The sequence below is a fragment of the Streptomyces bauhiniae genome, assembly GCF_004784475.1.
GTDB classification, from domain to species: Bacteria; Actinomycetota; Actinomycetes; order Streptomycetales; family Streptomycetaceae; genus Streptomyces; species Streptomyces seoulensis.
In genome coordinates this window covers 639,182-661,656 of record NZ_SRRT01000002.1, presented here as the reverse complement: position 1 = coordinate 661,656, position 22,475 = coordinate 639,182, and the positions used below count along the sequence as shown (strand labels likewise).

Genomic DNA, 22,475 nt, shown 5'->3' with positions numbered 1-22,475 from the left:
CCGTTCCCGCTCGCCGAGGTCCCGGCGGCCCGCCCGGCCGCAGGGTCGACGCGCGTGGATACGACGGGCACTCGTGCGCCGGTAAGCGGAAGTGCGGATGGGCGCGGCCGTTTCGACATCTCGCAGACGCACTTTCTTCCTTTCACCGTCACGGAAACGCCTTGGGGCGAGCCGCTGCGCGCGCGTTCGTTTTACCCGGGCTTTCCTTACCGTCCCCGGAACCTCTCCCCAAAGGTTGATCCCGCATGCGTGAAAACCGCTCGGCCGCGTTCGCAGCGACGCCCGAAGAACCGTTCGAACTGACCATCGCCCAGCAGGGCGTGTGGTATGGGCAACTGGTCGACCCGGACAGCCCAAAATACAACATCGGGGAATGCCTGGAGATCCGCGGCGGCCTCGACGAGGGTTTATTCGCCGCCGCGGTGGACCGTGCGGTCCACCTCCACGACAGCTTTCACCTGGTATTCGTCACTGACGGTGAAACGATTCGCCAGCGGGTGGTGCGTCCCGGACCGGGCGCCCCGAGCCGGCTGCACCGGGTCGATCTGAGCGAGGCGGAGGACCCGGCCGCCGAGGCCGAGCGGTACATGGCCGACGACATGGCCACCGTCGACCGACTGGACGCCCCGCAACACCACTTCGCGCTGCTGCGGCTCAGTCCCACGCTGCACTACTGGTACATCCGCTACCACCACATCGCCGTCGACGGCCTCAGCGGCGCCCTGTTCGCCCGTACCGTCGCCGACCTCTACACCCGCGCGGTACGGGGCGAGAGCACCGACGACATCACCGCCGCGCCCCTGCGGGACCTGGTGGACGAGGAGGCCGCCTACCGCGCCTCCGGCCGCACCGAGGCCGACCGCGCCTACTGGACCGGCCGCTTCACCACCCCGGCCGGGGACGGCTCCGACGACGGGACCCGCGCCGCCGCGCCGCTCGTCCGCCGCCGCACCGACGCCCCCGCCCCGCGCACCGCCTCCGACGCGCCGGTGGAACTGCACTCCGGCGACACCCTCCCCGTCACCGTGCTGGACGAGCTGCGCCGCCTCGCCGGGGACAGCCGCACCACCTGGACCGCCGTCCTGGTCAGCGCGGTCGCCGCCTATGTCGCCCGGGTCACCGGCACGCAGGACGTCAGGGTCGGGCTCGCCTCGCACGGCCGGCACGCGGGGCTGCGCCACATCATGGGCATGACCTCCAACATTCTCCCGCTGCGCCTGGCCGTCACCCCGGACATGACCGTCGGCGCCCTGGTCCGCGCCGTCGCCGCCGAGATGCGCGGCGCGATGCGCCACCGCCGCTTCTCCCGCGAACAGCTCGCCCGCGAGCTGAACATGGCCGACGACGGCGCCCGCCTCACCGACGTCGTCGTCAATGTCATGGGCTTCGAGTACGGCCTCGGCTTCGGCGACAGCACCGCCACCTCCCGGCTGCTGTCCATCGGCCCGGTGGACGACGTGTCCCTCTTCGTCTCCGAACGCTCCGAGGGACAGGGGCCGTTGATCGGCTTCGACACCAACCCGGAGCTGTACCACCCGGACGACGTCCGGCTGCACCAGCACGCCATGGTCTCCTTCCTCACGGCACTGGCCGGGGCGGACGCCGAAACCCCGCTCGCCGAACTCCCGTTGCTCGACGACACCGCCACCGACGAGGTACTCGCCCAGGGGCGCGGCGCCGAACTGCTCACCGGGGACACCACGCTCCCGCAGGCGTTCGCCGCGCAGGTTGGCCGTACCCCAAACGCCCCGGCCGTCGTCGCCGGGGCGCAGACCCTCACCTACCGCGAACTGGCGCAGGCGGCGGCCGAGTTGTCCGGTGCGCTGAGCGGCTGGGGGGTCGGCGCCGAGGACGGGGTCGGGGTGCTGGTGGACCGCTCGGCCGCCGTGGTGACGGCCTCGCTGGGCGCGGTCGGCGCCGGTGCCGCGTACGTGCCGATGGATGCCACGTGGCCCGCCGACCGGCTGGACCGCGTCGCCGGAACCGCCGGGGTCCGCGCCCTGATCGTGGACGCGGCCAACGCCGAGGCGGACTGGGTCAAGGAGCGGGCCGCCACCCTCCCCGTCCTCGTCGTGGACGAGCGCGGCGGCCTCCTGCACGGCGCCCCGGAGCAACCGGGCACCCCGCGCGCGGTGGAACGGGGTGACCGCCTCGCCTACGTGATGTTCACCTCCGGCTCCACCGGCCTCCCCAAGGGCGTCGGCGTCACGCACGACGACGTACTCGCGCTGGCCGCCGACTCGGCCTGGCGGGACGGCGTCTTTGACGCGGTGCTGATGCACTCCGCGTACGTCTTCGACGCCTCCACCTTCGAGATCTGGGTGCCGCTCCTCAACGGCGGCCGGGTGGTCGTCGCCCCGCCCGGCGGCCTGGAGCCGCGCGTCCTGAAGGAGCTGACGGAACGGTACGGGGTCACCTCGCTGTTCCTGACGACCTCGCTGTTCAACCTCGTCGCCGAGACCGACCCGGCCGCCTTCACCGGGCTCCGCCTGGTGGCCACCGGCGGTGAGGCGGCCGCCCCCGGCCTGACCCAGCGGGTGGCCGAGGCCGCCCCCGGCACCCGCGTGCTCAACGCCTACGGCCCCACCGAGACCACCACCTTCGCCACCCGCCACCAGGTCACCGCCGGCACGACGGGCGTGCCCCCGATCGGCCGCCCCCTGGACGGCATGAACGCCTACGTCCTCGACGACCGCCTGCGCCCGGTCCCGCCCGGCGTGGTCGGCGAGCTGTACGTCAGCGGCCGGGGCGTGGCCCGCGGCTACCTGGGCCGCGCCGGGCTGACCGCCACCCGCTTCGTCGCCGACCCGTACGACACCGACGGCGCCCGGATGTACCGCACCGGCGACCTCGCCCGCTGGACCGCCGACGGTGACATCGAGTACGCCGGGCGCGTCGACGGACAGGTCAAGCTGCGCGGATTCCGTATCGAGCCCGCCGAGATCGAGAACACCCTGCTCACCGACCCCGCCGTACGCTCCGCCCGCGTCGTGGTCCGCGAGGACGTGCCCGGCGACCCGCGCCTCGTCGGCTATGTCGTGGCCGAACCCGGCACCGCCCCGGACGCCGCCGCGCTCGCCCGTACCGTGGGCCGGGCGCTGCCCGCCTACATGGTGCCGTCGGCGTTCGTCCTGCTCGACGCGCTGCCCCTCAACGCCAACGGCAAGCTCGACCACCGCGCCCTGCCCGCGCCCCGCGCCGCCACGGCAGCCGGGCGTGCCCCGCGCACCGCCCACGAGGAAGTGCTCGCGGGCCTGTTCGCCGATGTGCTCGGCGTGGACGCGGTCGGCGTGGACGACGACTTCTTCGCCCTCGGCGGCCACTCCCTGCTCGCCACCCGTCTCGCCGGCCGGGTCCGCACCGCGCTCGGCGCCGAGGTCGACCTGCGTACCCTCTTCGAGCACCCCACGGTCGCCTCCCTGGCCGCCGTGCTGGACACCTCCGGCGAGGCCCGCCCCGCGCTCGTCCCGCAGGACCGGCCCGATACCGTGCCGCTGTCCTTCGCGCAGCAGCGGCTCTGGTTCCTCAACCGGGCCGAGGACTCCGGCGACACATACAACGTCCCGCTCGTCCTCGACCTCGAAGGCCCGCTGGACACCGACGCCCTGCGCGGCGCCCTCGCCGATGTGGTGGCCCGGCACGAGAGCCTCCGTACCGTGTTCGCGGAGGAGGACGGGGTGGCCCGCCAGGTCGTCCTGGCCGCCGCGCACGCCGCCGAGCTGGTCCCGCTCGCCGTGGAGGAGCCCCCGGCCGGGGCCGACGCCGAGGTGTGGGCCGAGGAGGCGGTGGCCCGGCTGGCCGGTGCCCCCTTCGACCTCGCCGGCGGTGTCGCCTTCCGCGCCGGGCTGCTGCGGCTCGGTGCCGACCGGCACATCCTGGTCCTGGTCCCGCACCATGTCGTCGCCGACGGCTGGTCCCTCGCCCCGCTCAGCCGGGACGTCGGCGCCGCCTACCGGGCCCGGCTGGCGGGGGAGGACACCCCCGACTGGCCCGCGCTGCGGGTGCAGTACGCCGACTACGCCTTGTGGCAGCGGGAGCTGCTCGGGGAGGACGGCGACCCGGAGAGCCTCGCCGGGCGGCAGCTCGCCTTCTGGCGGGAGGCGCTGCACGGCGCCCCCGACCTGCTCGAACTCCCGCTGGACCGGCCGCGCCCGGCCGTTCCGAGCCACCGGGGCGGGGCGGTGCCCTTCGAGCTGCCCGCCGACGCGCACACCGCGCTGACCGGGCTGGCCCGCGCGGCCGGCTGCACCCCGTTCATGGTGCTCCAGGCCGCCCTCGCCGTGACCTTGGGCGCCCACGGCGCGGGCGAGGACATCCCGCTCGGCACCGCCGTCGCCGGGCGCGCGGACGAGGCGCTGGACGACCTGGTCGGCTTCTTCGTCAACACCCTGGTGCTGCGCACCGACCTCTCCGGCGACCCGACGTTCCGGGAACTCCTCGGCCGAGTCAAGGAGTTCGACCTCGCCGCGTTCAGCCACGGGGACATCCCGTTCGAGCGGCTGGTGGAGGCGGTCAACCCCGAGCGCTCCGGCGACCACCACCCGCTCTTCCAGACCATGCTCGTCCTGCAGAGCCAGGAGCGGGCCGGGATCGACCTGCCCGGCATCACCAGCCGGGACCGCTCCGGGCACACCGGGATCAGCAAGTTCGACCTGACCTTCTCGCTCACCGAGAACGCGGCCTCCGCCGACCGGTCCGAGCCCGCCCGGGGCATCGGCGGCTACCTGGAGTACGCCACCGACCTCTTCGACGAGGCCACCGCCCGCGACCTGTGCGACCGGTTCGCCCGCGTGCTCACCGAGGCCGTCCAGCACCCCGACCGGCGCCTCGGCGACCTCGACCCGCTGGGCCCCGGCGAACGCGACCGCCTCCTCGCCCAGGGCCACGGCACCCACCGCCCGCTCCCCACGGCAACCGCCCCGGAAGCGGTCCGCGCGTGGGCCGCCCGCACCCCGGACGCCACCGCCGTACGGGACGCGGACACCAGCTTCACCTACGCCGAACTCGACGCCCGCGCCGACGCGTTGGCCCACGTACTGCGCGAGCGCGGCGCCGGGCGCGAGACGCTGGTCGCGCTCGCCCTGCCGCCGTCCGTCACCACCGTCGTCGCCATGCTGGCCGTGCTGCGCGCCGGTGCCGCCTACCTGCCCGTGGACCCGCGCTACCCGGCCACCCGCATCCGGCACATGGTCACCGACGCCCGCCCGGTCCTGCTGCTCACCACGCCCGACGTCCACGAGACGCTCCCGCCCACCGGCGTACCGTGGCTCGACCCGGACCAACTCGGCTCGGGCAGAAGCGAGTCGGAGCATCCGGTCCACCCCGCCGACCCGGCGTACGTCATCTACACCTCCGGTTCCACCGGCCGGCCCAAGGGCGTGACCGTGCCGCACGGCGCGCTCGCCAACCACATGGCCTGGATGGCCGGGCACCTGTCGCTCACCCGGGGCGACCGCGTCCTCGCCCGCACCTCCACCAGCTTCGACGCGTCCGTGTGGGAGCTGTGGCTGCCGCTGATGAACGGCGCTGAGGTGTGCGTGCTGCCCGACGGGGTCAACCAGGACCCGAGGGCGCTGGTCGACTGGATGGGCCGGTTCGGCGTCACCGTCGCCCAGTTCGTGCCCTCGCACCTCGCGCTGGTCCTCGCCGAGGCCGCCGACGCGGCACCGCTGCCCGCGCTGCGCGCCGTCCTGTGCGGCGGCGAACCGCTGCCCCGCGCGCTCGCCGACGACATCGCCCGCACCTGGCACGCCGAGGCGCACAACCTGTACGGCCCCACCGAGGCCACCATCGACGCCACCGCCCACCGCGTCACCGAGGACGCCGAGGGCCACGCCGCCGACACCGTGCCGATCGGCCGGCCCGTCGACACCATGCGCGCCTACGTCCTCGACACCCGGCTGCGCCCCGTACCGACCGGGGTCACCGGTGAGCTGTACCTCGCCGGGCCCAACCTCGCACGCGGCTACCTGCGCCGCCCCGGCCTGACCGCCGAGCGCTTCGTCGCCGACCCGTTCGCCACCGACGGCGCCCGCATGTACCGCACCGGCGACCTCGTCCGGTGGAACCGGCACGGGCTGATCGAGTACGTGTCCCGCGCCGACGACCAGGTCAAACTCCGGGGTTTCCGGATCGAGTTGGGCGAGGTCGAGGCCGCGCTCCTGGCCCGCCCCGGCGTCACCTCGGCCTGCGCCGTCATCCGCGAGGACGCGCCCGGCAGGCGCCGGCTGGTGGCGTACGCCGTCACCGCCGACGGGGCTCCGCGTGCCCTCACCCTGCGCGACGACCTCGCCGAGACGCTGCCGCACTACATGGTGCCCGGCGCCGTCGTCGTCCTGGACGAACTCCCGCTGCTGCCCAACGGCAAGGTGAACCGGCGCGCGCTGCCCGAACCCGAGCCGGAGGCCGAGAACTCGGTGACGCCCGGCCGGGGCACGCCGCAGGAGGAACTCCTCGCCGGGATCTTCGCCGACGTGCTGCACCGCCCCGCCGTCGGCCCGCACGACAGCTTCTTCGACCTCGGCGGCCACTCCCTGCTCGCCATGCGCGTCGTCAGCCGCATCCGCGCCGTCCTCGGGGCGGAGGTCGCGGTGCGGACCCTCTTCGAGCACCCGACCGTCGCCGGACTGGCCCGCGCCCTCGACACCCCCGGCCGGGCCCGCCCCGCCGTGCTGCCCGCGCACCGCCCCGAGCCGCTGCCCCTGTCCTACGCCCAGCAGCGCCTGTGGTTCCTCAACCGGCTGGAGGGGCCCAGCTCCACCTACAACATCCCGCTCGTCCTCGAACTCGACGGCGCCCTCGACCCGGACGCCCTCCGGGCCGCGCTCGGCGATGTCATCGAGCGGCACGAGGCACTGCGCACGGTGTTCCCCGAGCGGGACGGCGTGCCGTACCAGACGATCCTGCCCGCCGAGGCGGCCACGCCGGAGCTGCCCGTGGTGAGCACGGCACCGGCCGACATGGACGCCACCGTGCTGGCCGCCGTGCGGGAGACGTTCGACGTCACCGCCGACCTGCCGCTGCGCGCGCTGCTGCTGCGCTCGGCGCCCGAACACCATGTGCTGGTCCTCGTCGTCCACCACATCGCCGGCGACGGCTGGTCCCTCGCCCCGCTCGCCCGCCACCTCGGCACCGCCTACCGGGCGCGCCTGGAAGGCGCCGAGCCGGGGCTCACCCTCGGCACCCCGCTCCAGTACGCCGACTACACCCTCTGGCAGCGCGGCCTCCTCGGCGACGGAGAGGGCGAGGCCGACGACGGCGTACTGCGCGGGCAGTTGGACCACTGGAACACCGCCCTCGCCGGGATGCCCGGCCTGATCGACCTCCCGCTGGACCGGCCCCGCCCGGCATCCGTCGACCCCAGGGGCGGAGTCCACACCTTCGAGGTGCCCGCTGAACTGCACAGCCAACTCAAGCGGCTGGCAAGGGAGTCGGGCAGCAGCCTCTTCATGGTGCTCCAGGCGGCCGTGGCCACCCTGCTGCACCGGCACGGCGCCGGCGACGACATCCCGCTCGGCTCGCCCGTCGCGGGCCGCACGGACGAGGCGCTGGAGGACCTGGTCGGGTTCTTCGTCAACACCCTCGTGCTGCGCACCGACCTCTCCGGCCGCCCGACCTTCCGCGAACTCCTCGTACGCGTGCGGGAGTTCGACCTCGCCGCGTACGCCAACCAGGACGTGCCCTTCGAGCGGCTGGTGGAGCACCTCAACCCGGTCCGGGCCCGCGACCACCACCCGCTGTTCCAGACCATGGTGGTACTCCAGAACCAGGACAGCGTCCGCCCCGACCTGCCCGGCCTCACCGTCGAGGACCGGCTCGTGCACAACGGGCTGAGCAAGTTCGACCTCACCTTCGCCTTCACCGAGGAGCGCGACGGCGGCCTCGGCGCCGGGGTCGAATACGCCACCGCGCTGTTCGACCGCAGCACGGTCGAGCACCTCACGGCCCGGCTGCTGCGCCTGCTGGAGCGGGTCGCCGCCGAACCCGAACGCCCGGTCGCCGAGCACGACTTGATGACACCGGACGAGCACACCCGCGTCGCCCGCTGGGGCACCGGCCGCGCCCTGCCCGCCACCGACGAGCCCGCCGTGCTCCCGGCGCTGTTCGCGGCCCAGGCCGCCCGCACCCCGGACGCGGTGGCCGTCACCGACGACGACGCCTCCCTCACCTACGCCGCACTCGACGCCCTCTCCGCCGATCTCGCCGCCGCCCTCGCGGGCCTCGGCGTCGGCCCGGAGACCGGCGTCGGCGTGCTGCTCGGCCGCTCCCCGGCCGTCGTGACCGCCTCCCTCGCCACCGTCCGCGCCGCCGGGGCCTACGTCCCGCTGGACGCCCGCTGGCCCGAGGAACGGCTCGACCAGGTCGCCGGAGCCGCGGACGTGCAGGTCCTCCTGGTCGACGAGGACGCCCACGGCTCACCCTGGGTGCGCGCGGCCGCCGGGCGGACACCGGTCGTCGTCCTGGACCGGCTCGGCCGGGTCCTGCGGGGCGCCCCCGCGCGGCCCGGCCGTACGGCGCCCGTGCCGGGCCCCGCCGCGCTGGCCTACGTGATGTTCACCTCCGGCTCGACCGGCCTGCCCAAGGGCGTCGGCGTCAGCCACGCCGACGTGGTCGCGCTCGCCGCCGACTCCGCCTGGCGGGAGGGCGCCGCCGACGCCGTACTGATGCACTCGGCGTACGTCTTCGACGCCTCCACCTTCGAGATCTGGGCCCCGCTGCTGCACGGCGGCCGGATCGTCGTCGCACCCGAGGGCGTCCTGGACGCCCGCGCGCTGGACGACGCGGTGCACACCCACGGGGCCACGGCCGTCTTCATGACGACCGCCCTGTTCAACGTGATCGCCGAGACCGACCCCGGCGCCTTCACCGGCCTGCGGCTGGTGTGCGCCGGTGGTGAACTGGCCTCCCCGGACGCCATGCAGCGGATCGCGGCCCTCGCGCCCGACACCCGCGTCCTGCACGTGTACGGCCCCACCGAGACCACCACCTTCGCCACCCGCTACCCGGTGGCCGCCGGCCTGCCCGCCGGGCCGCCGCCCATCGGCCGCCCGCTGGACGGCATGCGCCTGCACGTCCTGGACGACTCGCTGCGGCCCGTACCGCCCGGTGTGGTGGGAGAGTTGTACCTCGCCGGACACGGAGTGGCGCGCGGCTACACCGGCCGCCCCGGCCTGACCGCCACCCGCTTCGTCGCCGACCCGTTCGACGTTGCGGGTGGCCGGATGTACCGCACCGGCGACCTGGTCCGCTGGACCCCGGACGGGCAGATCGCCTACGTCGGCCGGTCCGACGGCCAGGTGAAGCTGCGCGGCTACCGCATCGAGCTGGGCGAGATCGAGAACACCCTCGCCTCCTGCCAGGGCGTCGCGGACGCCTTCGCCGTGGTCCGCGAGGACACACCGGGCGACCGGCGCCTGGTCGCCTACGTGGTCCCCGCCGGCGGGGCGAACCCCGACCCTGCCGACCTCGCCCGCGCCGTCGGCCGCTCGCTGCCCGCGTACATGGTGCCCAGCGCCCTGGTCCCGCTGGACGCGCTCCCGCTCACCCCCAACGGCAAGGTGGACCGGCGCGCGTTGCCCGTCCCCGAGTACGCCCCGGTGAGCGGACGCCCCGCCCGTACCGCCCGCGAGGAGATCCTCTGCGGACTCTTCGCCGACGTGCTCGGGCTGGACGCGGTCGGCCCCGACGACGACTTCTTCGCCCTCGGCGGCCACTCCCTGCTCGCCACCCGGCTCACCGCCCGCGTCCGGGCCGCACTCGGCGTGGAGGTCCCCGTCAAGACGCTGTTCGAGCACCCGGCGCCGGCCGCGCTGGCCGCCGTGCTCGACGGCGCCGAGGCGGCCCGGCTCCCGCTGACGCGGGCCGAGCACCGGGCGGAGCCGCTGCCGCTGTCCTTCGCGCAGCGCAGGCTCTGGTTCCTCAACCGGTTCGAGGGCCCCAGCGACACCTACAACGTGCCGCTCGTGCTGCGCCTGGACGGCCCGCTGGACGCCGAGGCGCTGGAGAGCGCGCTCGCCGACGTGGTCGAACGCCACGAGAGCCTGCGCACCGTCTTCCCCGACACCGACGGCGTGCCGCGTCAGCTCATCCTCGACGCCCGCACCGCCGACCTGGACCTCACCCCGCGCGACACCGATCCCGCCCGCCTGGACCAGGTGCTCGCCGCCGAGGTGGCCCACGCCTTCGACGTGAGCGCCGAGGCACCGGTACGGGCCCGGCTGGTGCGGCTCGGCAGCGAGACGCACGTCCTCGTCCTGGTCCTGCACCACATCGCCGGCGACGGCTGGTCCCTCGCCCCGCTCGCCCGCGACCTGGGCGAGGCGTACCGGGCGCGGCTCGCGCACGAGGAGCCGGGCTGGACCGAACTCGCCGTCCAGTACGCCGACTACACCCTGTGGCAGCACGCGCTGCTCGGCGACGAGGAGGACCCCGACAGCCGGGCCGCCCGGCAACTCGCCTACTGGCGCAAGGCGTTGGCCGGAGCGCCCGAGCTGCTGGAGCTGCCCGGAGACCGGCCGCGCCCGGCAGTCACCGAGCACCGGGGCGACGCCTTCGCCTTCCCCGTGGACGCCGCCACCCACCAGGCCCTCGCCGCGCTCGCCCGCGCCCGCGGGTGCAGCCTCTTCATGGTGCTCCAGGCCGCTCTTTCGGTGCTGCTGTCCCGGCACGGCGCGGGCGAGGACATTCCGCTCGGCACCGCCGTCGCCGGACGCACCGACGAGGCTCTGGACGACCTGGTCGGCTTCTTCGTCAACACCCTGGTGCTGCGCACCGACCTCACCGGCGACCCCACCTTCGCCGAAGTACTGGACCGCGTGCGAGAGTTCGACCTCGCCGCCTACGACCACCAGGACGTGCCCTTCGAGCGGCTGGTGGACGCCCTCAGCCCGGAGCGGGCCCAGAACCACCACCCGCTGTTCCAGACCATGCTGGTGCTCCAGAACACGGCCGGCGCCGACATCGAGCTGCCCGGCCTCACCGTCTCCGAGCAGCCGGTGCGCACCGGCATCAGCAAGTTCGACCTCACCTTCACCTTCACCGAGACCGAGGACAGCGCCGGGCACCCCACGGGGCTCGACGGAGTTCTGGAGTTCTCCACCGAGCTGTTCGACCACGCCACCGCATACACCCTCGCCGACCGGCTGACCCGCCTCCTCGCCTCCCTCGCGGCCGACCCCGGCCAACGGGTGCACGAGACCGAGGTGCTGGGCGCGTCCGAGCGGGAGCGGCTGGAGCGGACGGCACTCGGCCCGGTCCGGCCGGTGCCCGCGCGGACGGCACCCGAGGCGTTCCGCGCCCAGTGCGCCCGGACCCCGGACGCGGTCGCGGTACGCGCGGCCGACCGCACCCTGACCTTCGCCGAACTCGACCAGCTCTCGGGCGACCTCGCGCACCATCTGCGGGGCCGGGGCATCGGCCGGGGCGACCTGATCGCCCTCGCGCTGGAGGGCACCGCCGACCAGGTGGTGGCGATGCTCGCCGTCACCAAGGCCGGGGCCGCCTACCTGCCCATCGACCTGGACCACCCCGAGGCGCGCATCGCGTACACCCTGTCCGACGCCCGCCCGGCCCTCCTGCTCACCCACGCCCACCGCGTCCGGGACCGCCGACTGGCCGTGCCGGTGCTCACGTTGGACGACCCGGCCGCCTGGTCCACCGGCCACACCGCGCCGCCCGCCACCGTGCCCGACCCGCGCGACGCGGCGTACGTCATCTACACCTCGGGCTCCACCGGCCGCCCCAAGGGTGTCGTCGTCACCCACGCCTCGCTCACCAACCACATGGCGTGGATGGCCGGCCACCTCGCCCTCACCGGCGACGACCGGGTCCTCGCCCGGACCTCCCCCAGCTTCGACGCCTCGGTGTGGGAGACCTGGCTGCCGCTGCTGCACGGCGGCTCCACCTGCCCGGTACCGGCCGCCCTCAACCACGACCCCGTTGGGCTGCTCCGCCGGGCGCGTGAACTGGGCGTGACCATCGCCCAGTTCGTGCCCTCGCACCTCTCGCTGGTCCTCACCGAGACGGCCGGCGAGGAAGCGCCGACGACGCTGCGGGCCGTGCTCTGCGGCGGCGAACCCCTGCCGCGCACCCTGGCCCGGCGGGTCCGGGACGCCTGGCGGGCCGAGCCGCACAACCTGTACGGGCCCACCGAGACCACCATCGACGCCACCGCCCACCACCACACCGACGACGACACCGGCACCGCCGAGGGGAGCGTGCCGCTCGGGCGCCCCGTCGACAACACCCGCGCCCACGTCCTCGACGCCCGCCTCCAGCCCGTACCGCCGGGCGTCACCGGGGAGCTGTACATCGCCGGCGACGGGCTGGCCCGCGGCTACCTGGGCCGGGCCGGGCTCACCGCCACCCGCTTCGTCGCCGACCCGTACGGGCCCGCCGGAAGCCGGATGTACCGCACCGGCGACCTCGTCCGGCGCGACGCGGACGGCCTGCTCACCTACGTCTCCCGCGCCGACGACCAGGTCAAGCTGAACGGCTTCCGCATCGAACTCGGCGAGATCGAGACCGCGCTCGCCGCCCTGCCCGGCATCACCGCCGCCTGCGCCGTCGTACGCGAGGACCAGCCGGGCGAACGGCGCCTGGTGGCCTACGTGGTGCCCGGCGGGGGAGCGGCCGACGTGGCCGACGACGCGCTGCGCCGGGGGCTGGCCGACACGCTGCCGCCGTACATGACGCCCGCCGTCTTCGTGCACCTGGACGCCCTGCCGCTGATGACCAACGGCAAGACCGACCGGCGCACCCTGCCCGCACCGGCCCGCACCACCGGCACCCGGCCGGGCGGGGAGCCGCGTACCGAGCGGGAGCGCGTGCTGTGCGAGGTGTTCAGCTCGGTGCTGCGGGCGGACACCGTCCGCACCGACGACGACTTCTTCGCGCTCGGCGGCGACAGCATCCTCTCCATCCAGCTCGTCAGCCGGGTCAGGCAGGCCGGGCTCGCCGTCACCCCGCGCGACGTCTTCGTGCACCGCACCCCGGAGGCCATCGCGGCCGTCGCCACCGTGCTGACGGCGGACTCGGCCGAACCCGCCGAGGCGGGCACCGGCGAGATGCCGCCCACGCCGATCGCGGCCTGGTTCCTGGAGCGGCCCGGCCCCACGGACGGCTACAACCAGTCCGCCGTCCTGCGCACCCCGGCCGACGCCGACGAGGCATCCCTCGGCCAGACCCTCCAACTCCTCATCGACCACCACGACATGCTCCGCATGCGGGTCACCCGGTCCACCGAGGAGGAGCCGTTCCTGTACGCACAGCCGCCCGGCTCCGTGCAGGCGCGCAAGCGCCTCACCCGGCTCGACATCGCCGGGCTGGACGCGGCCGCCGCGACCGCCGCGCTCACCGAGGCGGGCGAGCAGGCCCGCGCCCGGCTGCGGCCCGCCGACGGCCATGTCATCGAGGCCGTCTGGGGCGACGCGGGCCCGCGCACCCCCGGCCGGCTGCTGATCGTCGTCCACCACCTGGCCGTCGACGCGGTCTCCTGGCGAGTGCTCGGCGCCGACCTCGCCGCCGCCTGGCGGACGGCCACCGGTACGCCGTCGCCGCTGCCGTCCGTCGCCACGCCGTACCGGAGCTGGGCCCGCCTCCTCGCCGCCCAGGCCCGCACTCCGGAGCGGGAGCGCGAACTCCCGCTGTGGGAAGGCGTACTGAGCACCCCGGACCCGCGCCTCGGACACCGGCCGCTGGACGCGGAGCGGGACACCGCCGAGCACACCCGGACCATCACCACCCGGCTGGACGCCCGCTGGACCGGCCCGCTGCTCACCACCGCGCCGGCCGCCTTCCACGCCGGGGTGGACGACGTGCTGCTCACCGCCCTCGCCCTCGCGATCCGCGCCTGGCGCGAGGACCGGGGCACCGGCCGCACGGACGACACCGCCGTACTGATCGACCTGGAGGGACACGGCCGGGAACAGCTCGCCGACCACCTCGACCTCTCCCGCACCGTCGGGTGGTTCACCAGCCTCTACCCGGTGCGCCTCGACCCCGGGCCCGGCCGGGTCGTCGACCCCGCGCGCTTCGACGCGACCCTGATCGACCGCGCCGTGAAGCAGATCAAGGAACAGCTCAGGGCGATACCGGACCACGGCGTGGGCTACGGCATGCTCCGGCACCTCAACCCCGCCACCCGCGACCGGCTCACCGCCGAGGCCCCGCAGATCGGCTTCAACTACCTCGGTAGGTACGCGAGTTCGGCCGGGAGTACGGGCGACTGGGAGGTGCTGCTGGATGGCGGCCAGCCGCGCAGCCAGGACCCGGACATGCCCGTCCACCACGTCGTCGACATCAACGCGCACACCGAGGACCGCCCGGACGGGCCCGTGCTCGTCACCCGCTGGGCCTGGCCCGGCGACCTCCTGAAGGAGGAGGACGTGGCGGACCTGGCCGACGCCTTCGCCCGCGCCCTGCGCGCCGTCGCCGAACACGCCGAACAGCCCGACGCGGGCGGCTACACGCCCTCCGACCTTCCCCTGGTCTCCCTCGACCAGGCCCAGATCGACCGACTTCAGAACAAGTGGGGTGGACGCAAGTGACCGGGTTCCAACTGGAGGACGTACTGCCCTTGACGCCGTTGCAGGCGGGCATGCTCTTCCACTCGCTCTACGACTCCCAGGCCGTGGACGTCTACACCACCCAGTTCGTCTTCGACCTGGAAGGCACCGTCAGCGTCTTCGCCCTCCGCTCCGCCCTCGGCACCCTGCTGCGCCGCCACGCCAACCTCCGGGTCGGCTTCCTCCACGAGGACCTGGACCAGCCCGTCCAGGCGGTCGCGGCGCAAGTACCCGTACCGCTGGAGGAGTTGGACCTCACCTCGGCGGACGGACCGGAGGCGCTGGAGGCGTTCCTCGCCGAGGACCGCACCCGGCGGTTCGACCTCACCACCCCGCCCCTGATGCGGTTCACCCTCGTCCACACCGGGCCCGGCCGGCACAAGCTGGTGATGACCAGCCACCACCTCCTCTTCGACGGCTGGTCCGTCCCGCTGCTGGTCCGCGAGCTGTTCGAGCTGTACGCCCGCCAGGGCGACGACCTCACCCTGCCCCGCGTCACCCCGTACCGCACCTACCTCGCCTGGCTCGCCGCGCAAGACCGGGCGGCCACGCTGAAGACCTGGCGGGAGGCGCTGGCGGGGCTGGAGACGCCGACCCTGCTCGCCGGGCGGGACGCGCCGGAGGGCCCGGACTCCGCCGAGCTGCCCGAGACCCTCGTGCTGGAGCTGGACCGGGACACCACACACCGGCTGCGCGAGACGGCCCGCGCCTCCCGGCTCACCCTCAACACCCTGGTCCAGGGCGCCTGGGGCCTGGTGCTGGGCCACCTCACCGGGCGCTCCGACGTGGTGTTCGGCACCACCGTCTCCGGGCGGCCGCCGGAGATCCCCGGCATCGAGACGATGATCGGCCTGTTCATCAACACCGTCCCGGTACGGCTGCGCCCCGCGCCCGGCGAATCCCTGGCCGCGCTGCTCACCCGGCTCCAGGAGGAGCAGGCCCGACTGCTGGGCCACCAGTACGTCGGGCTGACCGAGATATGCGAGACGGCCGGGCTCGACCGGCTCTTCGACACCCTCGCCGTCTTCGAGAACTACCCGCTGGACGCCGAGGCCCTGCGCACCGCCCAGCAGGGCATGGCCGGCCTCACCGTCGCCGGGATCGAGGGCACCGACGCCGCCCACTACCCGCTCACCCTCACCATCGCCCCCGGCGAGGACAGCCTCCGCGTCACCTTCGGCTATCGCGCCGCTCTGCTCGACCGCACGGAGATCGAGCAGACCGTGGCCCGCATGCGCCGTCTGCTCACCCGCATGGCGGAGGGCCTCGACGTACGGGCCGACAGCCTGCCCCTGCTCCTGGACGGGGAGCGGGAACGGCTGCTGGAGGCGGGGCGCGGCGCCGAACTCCGGCTGAACGTGCGGAACATGAGCGTGCCGGACGTGGTGGCCCGGCAGGCCGTGCACCACCCCGGCACCATCGCCGTCACCGGCGCGGGGGAGGAGCTGACCTACGGGCAGCTCCAGGAGCTGTCCACCGGGCTGGCCAAGGCCCTCACCGGCTCCGGGGTCGGCGCCGAGGACGGGGTCGGCATCCTGCTCGGCCGCTCCTCGGCCCAGGTCACCTCCGCCCTGGCCGTCCTGCGCGCGGGCGCCGCGTACGTCCCGCTGGACCCGCGCTGGCCTGCCGACCGCCTCGACCGCGTCACCGAGTCCGCCCCGCTGCGCGCCCTCATCGTGGACGGGACGACACGGGACGAACCCTGGGTGCGGGGGCTCGACATCCCCGTCCTCACCGTGGACTCCGCCGGACGCGTCGTCAGCGGCGGTCCCTTCGCCCCCGGCGCGCTGCCCGCCGTGTCCGGCGGCGACCGGCTCGCCTACGTCATGTTCACCTCCGGCTCCACCGGCCTGCCCAAGGCCGTCGGTGTCACCCACGCCGACATCACCGCCCTCGCCGCCGACCGCACCTGGGCCGACGGCGTCGCGGACGCCGTGCTGATGCACTCCGCGTACGTCTTCGACGCGGCCACCTTCGAGATCTGGGCGCCCCTGCTCAGCGGCGGCCGGGTCGTCGTGGCCCCGCCGGGAACGCTCCAGCCCGAGACGCTCCGCGACCTCGTCACCCGGCACGGGGTGACGGCAGCCTTCCTGACCACCGCCCTGTTCAACGTCATCGCCGAGGCCGACCCCGGCGCCCTCGGCCTGCTCCGGCTGGCCGCCGCCGGCGGCGAGGCCGCCACCCCCGGCGTGCTCCAGCAACTGGCCGCCGCCCACCCCGGCACCGCGGTCCTCAACGCCTACGGCCCCACCGAGACCACGACCTTCGCCACCCTCCACCGCGTCCCGGCCGACGCCCCGCCCGGCATGCCCCCGATCGGCCGCCCGCTGGACGGCATGCGGGCCTACGTCCTGGACGCGGCCCTGCGCCCGGTCCCGCCCGGCGCCGAGGGCGAGCTGTACATCGCGGGCCCCGGTGTCGCGCGCGGCTACCTCGGGCGCCCCGACCTCACCGCCACCCGCTTCGTCGCCGACCCCTTCGAGGGCGACGGCACCCGGATGTACCGCACGGGTGACGTGGTGCGCCGGGACACCGAGGGCCTGATCCACTACGTCAGCCGCGCCGACCAGCAGATCAAGCTGCGCGGCCACCGCATCGAGCCCGCCGAGATCGAGGCGGTCCTGCGCACCGACCCGTCCGTGCGCGCCGCCTGCGTCCTGGTCCGCGAGGATCTTCCGGGCGACCGCACCCTCGCCGCGTACGTCGTCCCGGCCCCCGGCCACACCGCGGACCCCGCCAAGCTGGCCGCCCACATCGGCCGCCACCTGCCGTCCTACATGGTGCCGTCAGCCATCCAGCCGCTCGACGCCCTTCCGCTGACCGTCAACGGCAAGGTGGACCGGGCCGCACTGCCCGCGCCCACCGGCACCGGACCGGGCGCCGCGGGACGGGCGCCGCGCGGGGCGCACGAGGAGATCGTCGCCGGACTGTTCGCGGACGTCCTCGGTGTGCCCCAAGTCGGCGTGGACGACGACTTCTTCGCCCTGGGCGGCCACTCCCTGCTCGCCACCAAGCTGGTGGGCCGCGTCCGTACCGCGCTGGGCACCGAGACCGAGATCCGCACCCTCTTCGAGAACCCGACGGTCGCCTCCTTCGCCGCCGTCCTCGCCGACGGCGACCGCCCGGCCCGCCCCGCCCTGGTCCCGCAGCCGCGCCCCGAGGTGCTGCCGCTGTCCTACGCCCAGCGGCGCCTGTGGTTCCTGCACCGGCTCGAAGGCCCCTCCGCCACCTACAACATCCCCTTCGCCGTACGCCTCGACGGCCCGCTGGACCAGGAGGCCCTGCGCGCCGCGCTGGATGACGTGGTGGCCCGGCACTCCGCGCTGCGCACCCTCTTCCCGGCCGACGGGGAGGGCCCGCACCAGCACATCACCGAACCCGGCGCGGCGAGCGTGCCGTTCACCGTCCGGGAAGCCGACGAGGAGCGGCTCGGCGCGGCCGTGGCGGGGATCGCCGCCGAGGCCATCGACATCGAGAGCGAACTCCCGCTCCGGGCCACGCTGTTGCGCCTCGCCGACGACTCCCACGCGCTGGTCCTCGTCGTCCACCACATCGCCGCCGACGGCTCCTCCCTCGCGCCCCTTACCCGCGACCTGGGCACCGCCTACCGCGCCCGCGTCGGCGGTCGGGCCCCGGCGTGGACCGCGCCGCCGGTCGACCATGTGGACCACGCGCTCTGGCAACGGGCCCTTCTCGGCGACGAGGACGACCCCGACAGCGTACTGTCCGGCCAACTCGACCACTGGAAGCGGGCGTTGGGCGGCCTGCCCGAGCTGATCGACCTGCCGTGGGACCGGCCGCGCCCCGCCGTGCCCCACCACATCGGCGCCACCCACGACTTCACCCTGGACGCCGGCACCGCCCGCCGGATCACGGACCTCGCCCGCACCAGCGGATGCAGTGTCTTCATGGTCCTCCAGGCCGCCCTCTCCCTGCTGTTGTCCCGGCACGGCGCGGGCGAGGACATCCCGCTCGGCACCGCCGTGGCCGGACGCACCGACGAGGCGGCCACCGATCTGGTCGGCTTCTTCGTCAACACCCTCGTCCTGCGCACCGACCTCTCGGGCGACCCCACCTTCCGCGAACTCCTGGACCGGGTGAAGGAGTTCGACCTCTCCGCCTACACCCACCAGGACCTCCCCTTCGAGCGGCTGGTCGAACTCCTCAACCCCGCCCGCTCGCAGAGCCACCACCCGCTGTTCCAGACCATGCTCGTCCTCCAGAACCACAGCCCGGCCGCCCCGGTCGAGCTGCCGGGTCTCACCGTGAGCCCGGTCCCGGTCGAGCTGGACGTCAGCAAGTTCGACCTGTCCTTCACCTTCACCGAGACCCACGACGACCAGGGCGCACCGGGCGCCATGCGGGCCGCCGTGGACTACGCGACGGAACTCTTCGACGCGGCCACCGTGGAGGCCCTCGGCGAGCGCCTCGCCGGGCTGCTCTCCGCCGTCACCGCCGACCCCGACCGCCCGCTGCGCGCCTACGACGTCCTCACCGACGCCGACCGCGCCCGCGTCACCGCCTGGGGCACCGGCCCCGGGGCCGACCAGCCCGAGAGCGTCCCCGCCCTGTTCCGGCGCTGGGTACGCGACTCCCCGGACGCCCCGGCGGTCCGCGACGCCACCACCACGCTCACCTACCGCGAACTCGACGCCCTCGCCGACTCCGTCGCCGCCGACCTCGCCGCGCGCGGCATCGGCCCCGAGGACCGGGTCGCCGTCGCCCTGCCCCGCAACCGCGAGCTGCTGGTCACCCTGCTCGGCGTCCTCAAGGCCGGGGCCGCGTACGTACCGCTCGACCCCGACTATCCGGCCCGGCGCCTCACCCACATGGTCCAGGACTCCCGGCCGCGCCTGCTGCTGACCACCCCCGAGGTGCGCGAACGGCTGCCCGAACTGCCGGTGCCGCACGTCCACGTCGGGGACCTCATGCGGGGCACGGCGGCCGCCTCCGCTTCGGGTGATCCCGACCCGGCGCACCCGGCGTACGTCATCTACACCTCCGGCTCCACCGGCCTGCCCAAGGGTGTCGTCGTCACCCACCAGGGGGTCGGCGCGCTGGCCCGGACGCACGCCGAGCGGCTGCGGGTCGGCCCCGGCCACCGGGTGCTGCACGTGGCGTCCGTCAGCTTCGACGCGGCGTTCTGGGAGATGTGCATGGGCCTGTTCACCGGGGCCTGCCTGGAGATCGACGAGCGCGACGCCCTGCTGCCCGGACCGGCTCTCGCCGGCACCGTCCGGGAGCGCGGGGTCACCCACCTCACCCTGCCGCCCGCCGCGCTCGCCGTGATGCCGCCCGGCTCGCTGCCCGAGGGCACCACCATCGCCCTCGCCGGTGAGGCGTGCCCGCCGCACCTGGTGCACACGTGGGCGCGCGACCGGCACCTGGTCAACGCGTACGGGCCCACCGAGACCACCGTCTGCGCCACCATGAGCGCCTTCCAGCACGCCGACGGTCCCCTCGCCCCCGACCGCACCGTGCCCATCGGCGTCCCCGTCGACGGCACCCGCGTCCACGTCCTGGACGACCGGCTGGCCCCCGTACCGCCGGGCGTGGTCGGCGAGTTGTACGTCTCCGGCGCCAGCCTGGCCCGTGGCTACCACGAGCGGGCCGCCCTGACCGCGACCCGGTTCGTGGCCGACCCCTTCGACCGCGCGGGCGGCCGGATGTACCGCACCGGTGACCTGGCCCGCTGGACCGCCGACGGCGAACTCGTCTACGTCTCCCGCGTCGACGACCAGGTCAAACTGCGCGGCTTCCGCATCGAGCTGGGCGAGATCGAGGCCGCCCTCACCGCGCTGCCCGGCATCGGCTCCGCCTGCGCGATGGTCCGCGAGGACCGCCCCGGCGACCGGCGCCTGGTCGCCTACACGGTCGCCGAGGAGGGGCAGCGGGTCCCCGACGCCGCCGAACTGCGCGCCCGCCTCGCCGAGACCCTGCCCGACCATATGGTCCCGGCCGCCTACGTCACGCTGGACACCCTGCCGCTGACCCCCAACGGCAAGACCGACCGGCAGGCCCTCCCCGCACCCGAGCGCACCGCGCCCGGCGAGGGCACCGCCCCGCGCACCGACCTGGAACGCGAGCTGTGCACGGCGTTCGCCGAGACCCTCGGTGTGCCCCAAGTCGGCGTACAGGACGACTTCTTCGCCCTCGGCGGCCACTCCCTGCTCGCCGTCACCCTCGCCCAGCGGATCGAGGAACGCTGCGGCCGGCGCCTGTCCCTGCGGGACCTCTTCGCCGCGCCGACGGTGGAGGGCGTGGCCCGGCTGCTGGAGCGGACGCCGGGGGAGCAGGGGTACGGCAGCGGGCTGGACCTCGCCGCCGAGGTGCGTCTCGCCCCGGACATCACGGCCACCGCACGCAGGAGCGCCCGCCCGGGCACGCGCCCGCTGCTCACCGGCGCCTCCGGGTTCCTGGGCGCCTTCCTCCTGCGGGACCTCATCGAGAGCACCGATGGCCCGGTCGACTGCCTGGTCCGCGCCGAGGACCCGCTGCGGGCCGCCGAGCGGCTCCGGGCCAACCTGGAGCACTACGGCCTCTGGCAGCCCCGCTACGAGACCCTGATCAACGCGGTGCCGGGCGACCTCGCCGCCCCCGGCCTCGGCCTCACCCCTCAGGACCGCACCGCGCTGGTGCGCCGCCTCGGCCCGGTCCTGCACAACGGCGCCCGCGTCAACTTCGCGGCGGGGTACGGGGATCTGCGCGCCCCCAACGTCGCGGGCACCGAGGAGCTGCTGCGGCTGCTCGCCGACTCGGCGTCCCCGGGCCTGCACTACATCTCGACCACCAGCGTGTTCGCCCCGGCCACCGGACCCGACCCGGTCGTCGTCACCGAGTCCACCCCGACCGGCCCGCCGGCCGATCTGCCCGACGGGTACGCCCGCAGCAAGTGGGTCGCGGAGGGCCTGGTCGGGCTCGCCGCCGAACGCGGGCTGCCGGTCACCGTGCACCGGCCCGGCCGGATCAGTGGCGACACCGCCACCGGTGCCTGCCAGGACCGGGACCTGCTCTGGCAGCTCATCAAGGGCTGCCTCCAGGCCGGGGCCGTGCCCGATCTGCCGTACGGCTCCACCGACTGGGTGCCGGTGGACCACGTCAGCCGGGCGGTCGTGGCGCTCGCCGGGTCGGGCCAGCCGGGCGGCGAGGTGTACCACTTCACCAACCCGGACGCCCCGGACCTGGGCCGCGTCTTCGCGGCGGCCGCGCGGCTCGGCCACGAGCTGAGCACCGTCCCCGTCGAGGAGTGGCAGGCCCGCGTCGCCGCCGACCCGGACAACGCGGCCCAGCTCTTCCTCGGGGACGAGCCGCAGACCCGGCACGAGGCGATGGACCGGCGGCGCTTCGACTCCGACCAGACGGCCAAGGCGGTGGGCGTCCTGGGCGTCCACCAGCCCGAGCTGACCGATGAGGTGCTCGCCCGCTACCTCACCTGGTTCCAGAGCACCGGCTTCCTGCCGGAGCCGGGGAAGGGAGGGGCCGCCCGCTAGCGCGCGGACCGCTCGGCGGCGCGCTTGATGCCGTGCAGGGCCTCCTCCAGGCCGCGGCTGACGTGCTCGCCCTCGACGTTGTCGGTGTGCAGCTCGACGGTCAGCCGCGAGCTGCCCGCCTCGTCGCCCGCGGCCACGTGCAGCCGGCCGTGGTAGTCGTCGGGGCCGGGCGCGCCCCACTCCAGGCTCTTGCCGTCCTCCAGCACATGCACCCACGCCTCGCTGGTGACGTCCTGCTCCGGCTCGCCGGGCGGGTCGATGTGCGCGGTGACCGTGACGCGGTCGCCGCCCTCCGGCTCGACCGAGGTCAGCCGGGGGAGGTAGGACGGGAGGTTCTCCACGTCCGCGAGGTAGTCGAAGAGGCGGTCCGCCGGGACGGCCACGGTGATCGAGTTGTCGTAGTTACCCATGGTCCCGCTGT

3 protein-coding genes are annotated in these 22,475 nt (G+C 74.8%); 2 read left to right on the top strand and 1 reads right to left on the bottom strand.

Features of this window, described 5'->3' with window-relative positions:
* The first annotated feature begins 245 nt into the window (after positions 1-245).
* Positions 246-14,546 carry a non-ribosomal peptide synthetase gene (locus E5083_RS08185; protein ID WP_135784920.1) on the top strand — a complete coding sequence of 4,767 codons (14,301 nt, stop codon included), beginning with the start codon at positions 246-248 and terminating at the stop codon, positions 14,544-14,546.
* Entirely contained in the window at positions 14,543-22,054 is a 7,512-nt protein-coding gene (locus E5083_RS08180) for a non-ribosomal peptide synthetase (protein WP_135784919.1), read from the top strand. The genes E5083_RS08185 and E5083_RS08180 overlap by 4 nt, the downstream gene beginning before the upstream one ends.
* On the opposite strand, the gene E5083_RS08175 is transcribed toward E5083_RS08180, so the two are convergent.
* Positions 22,051-22,464: an SRPBCC family protein gene (locus tag E5083_RS08175; RefSeq protein ID WP_135784918.1), complete on the bottom strand. Its 414-nt coding sequence runs from the start codon at positions 22,462-22,464 to the stop codon at positions 22,051-22,053. The two genes, E5083_RS08180 and E5083_RS08175, sit on opposite strands and share 4 nt — an antisense overlap.
* Between the last annotated feature and the right edge of the window lie 11 nt (positions 22,465-22,475).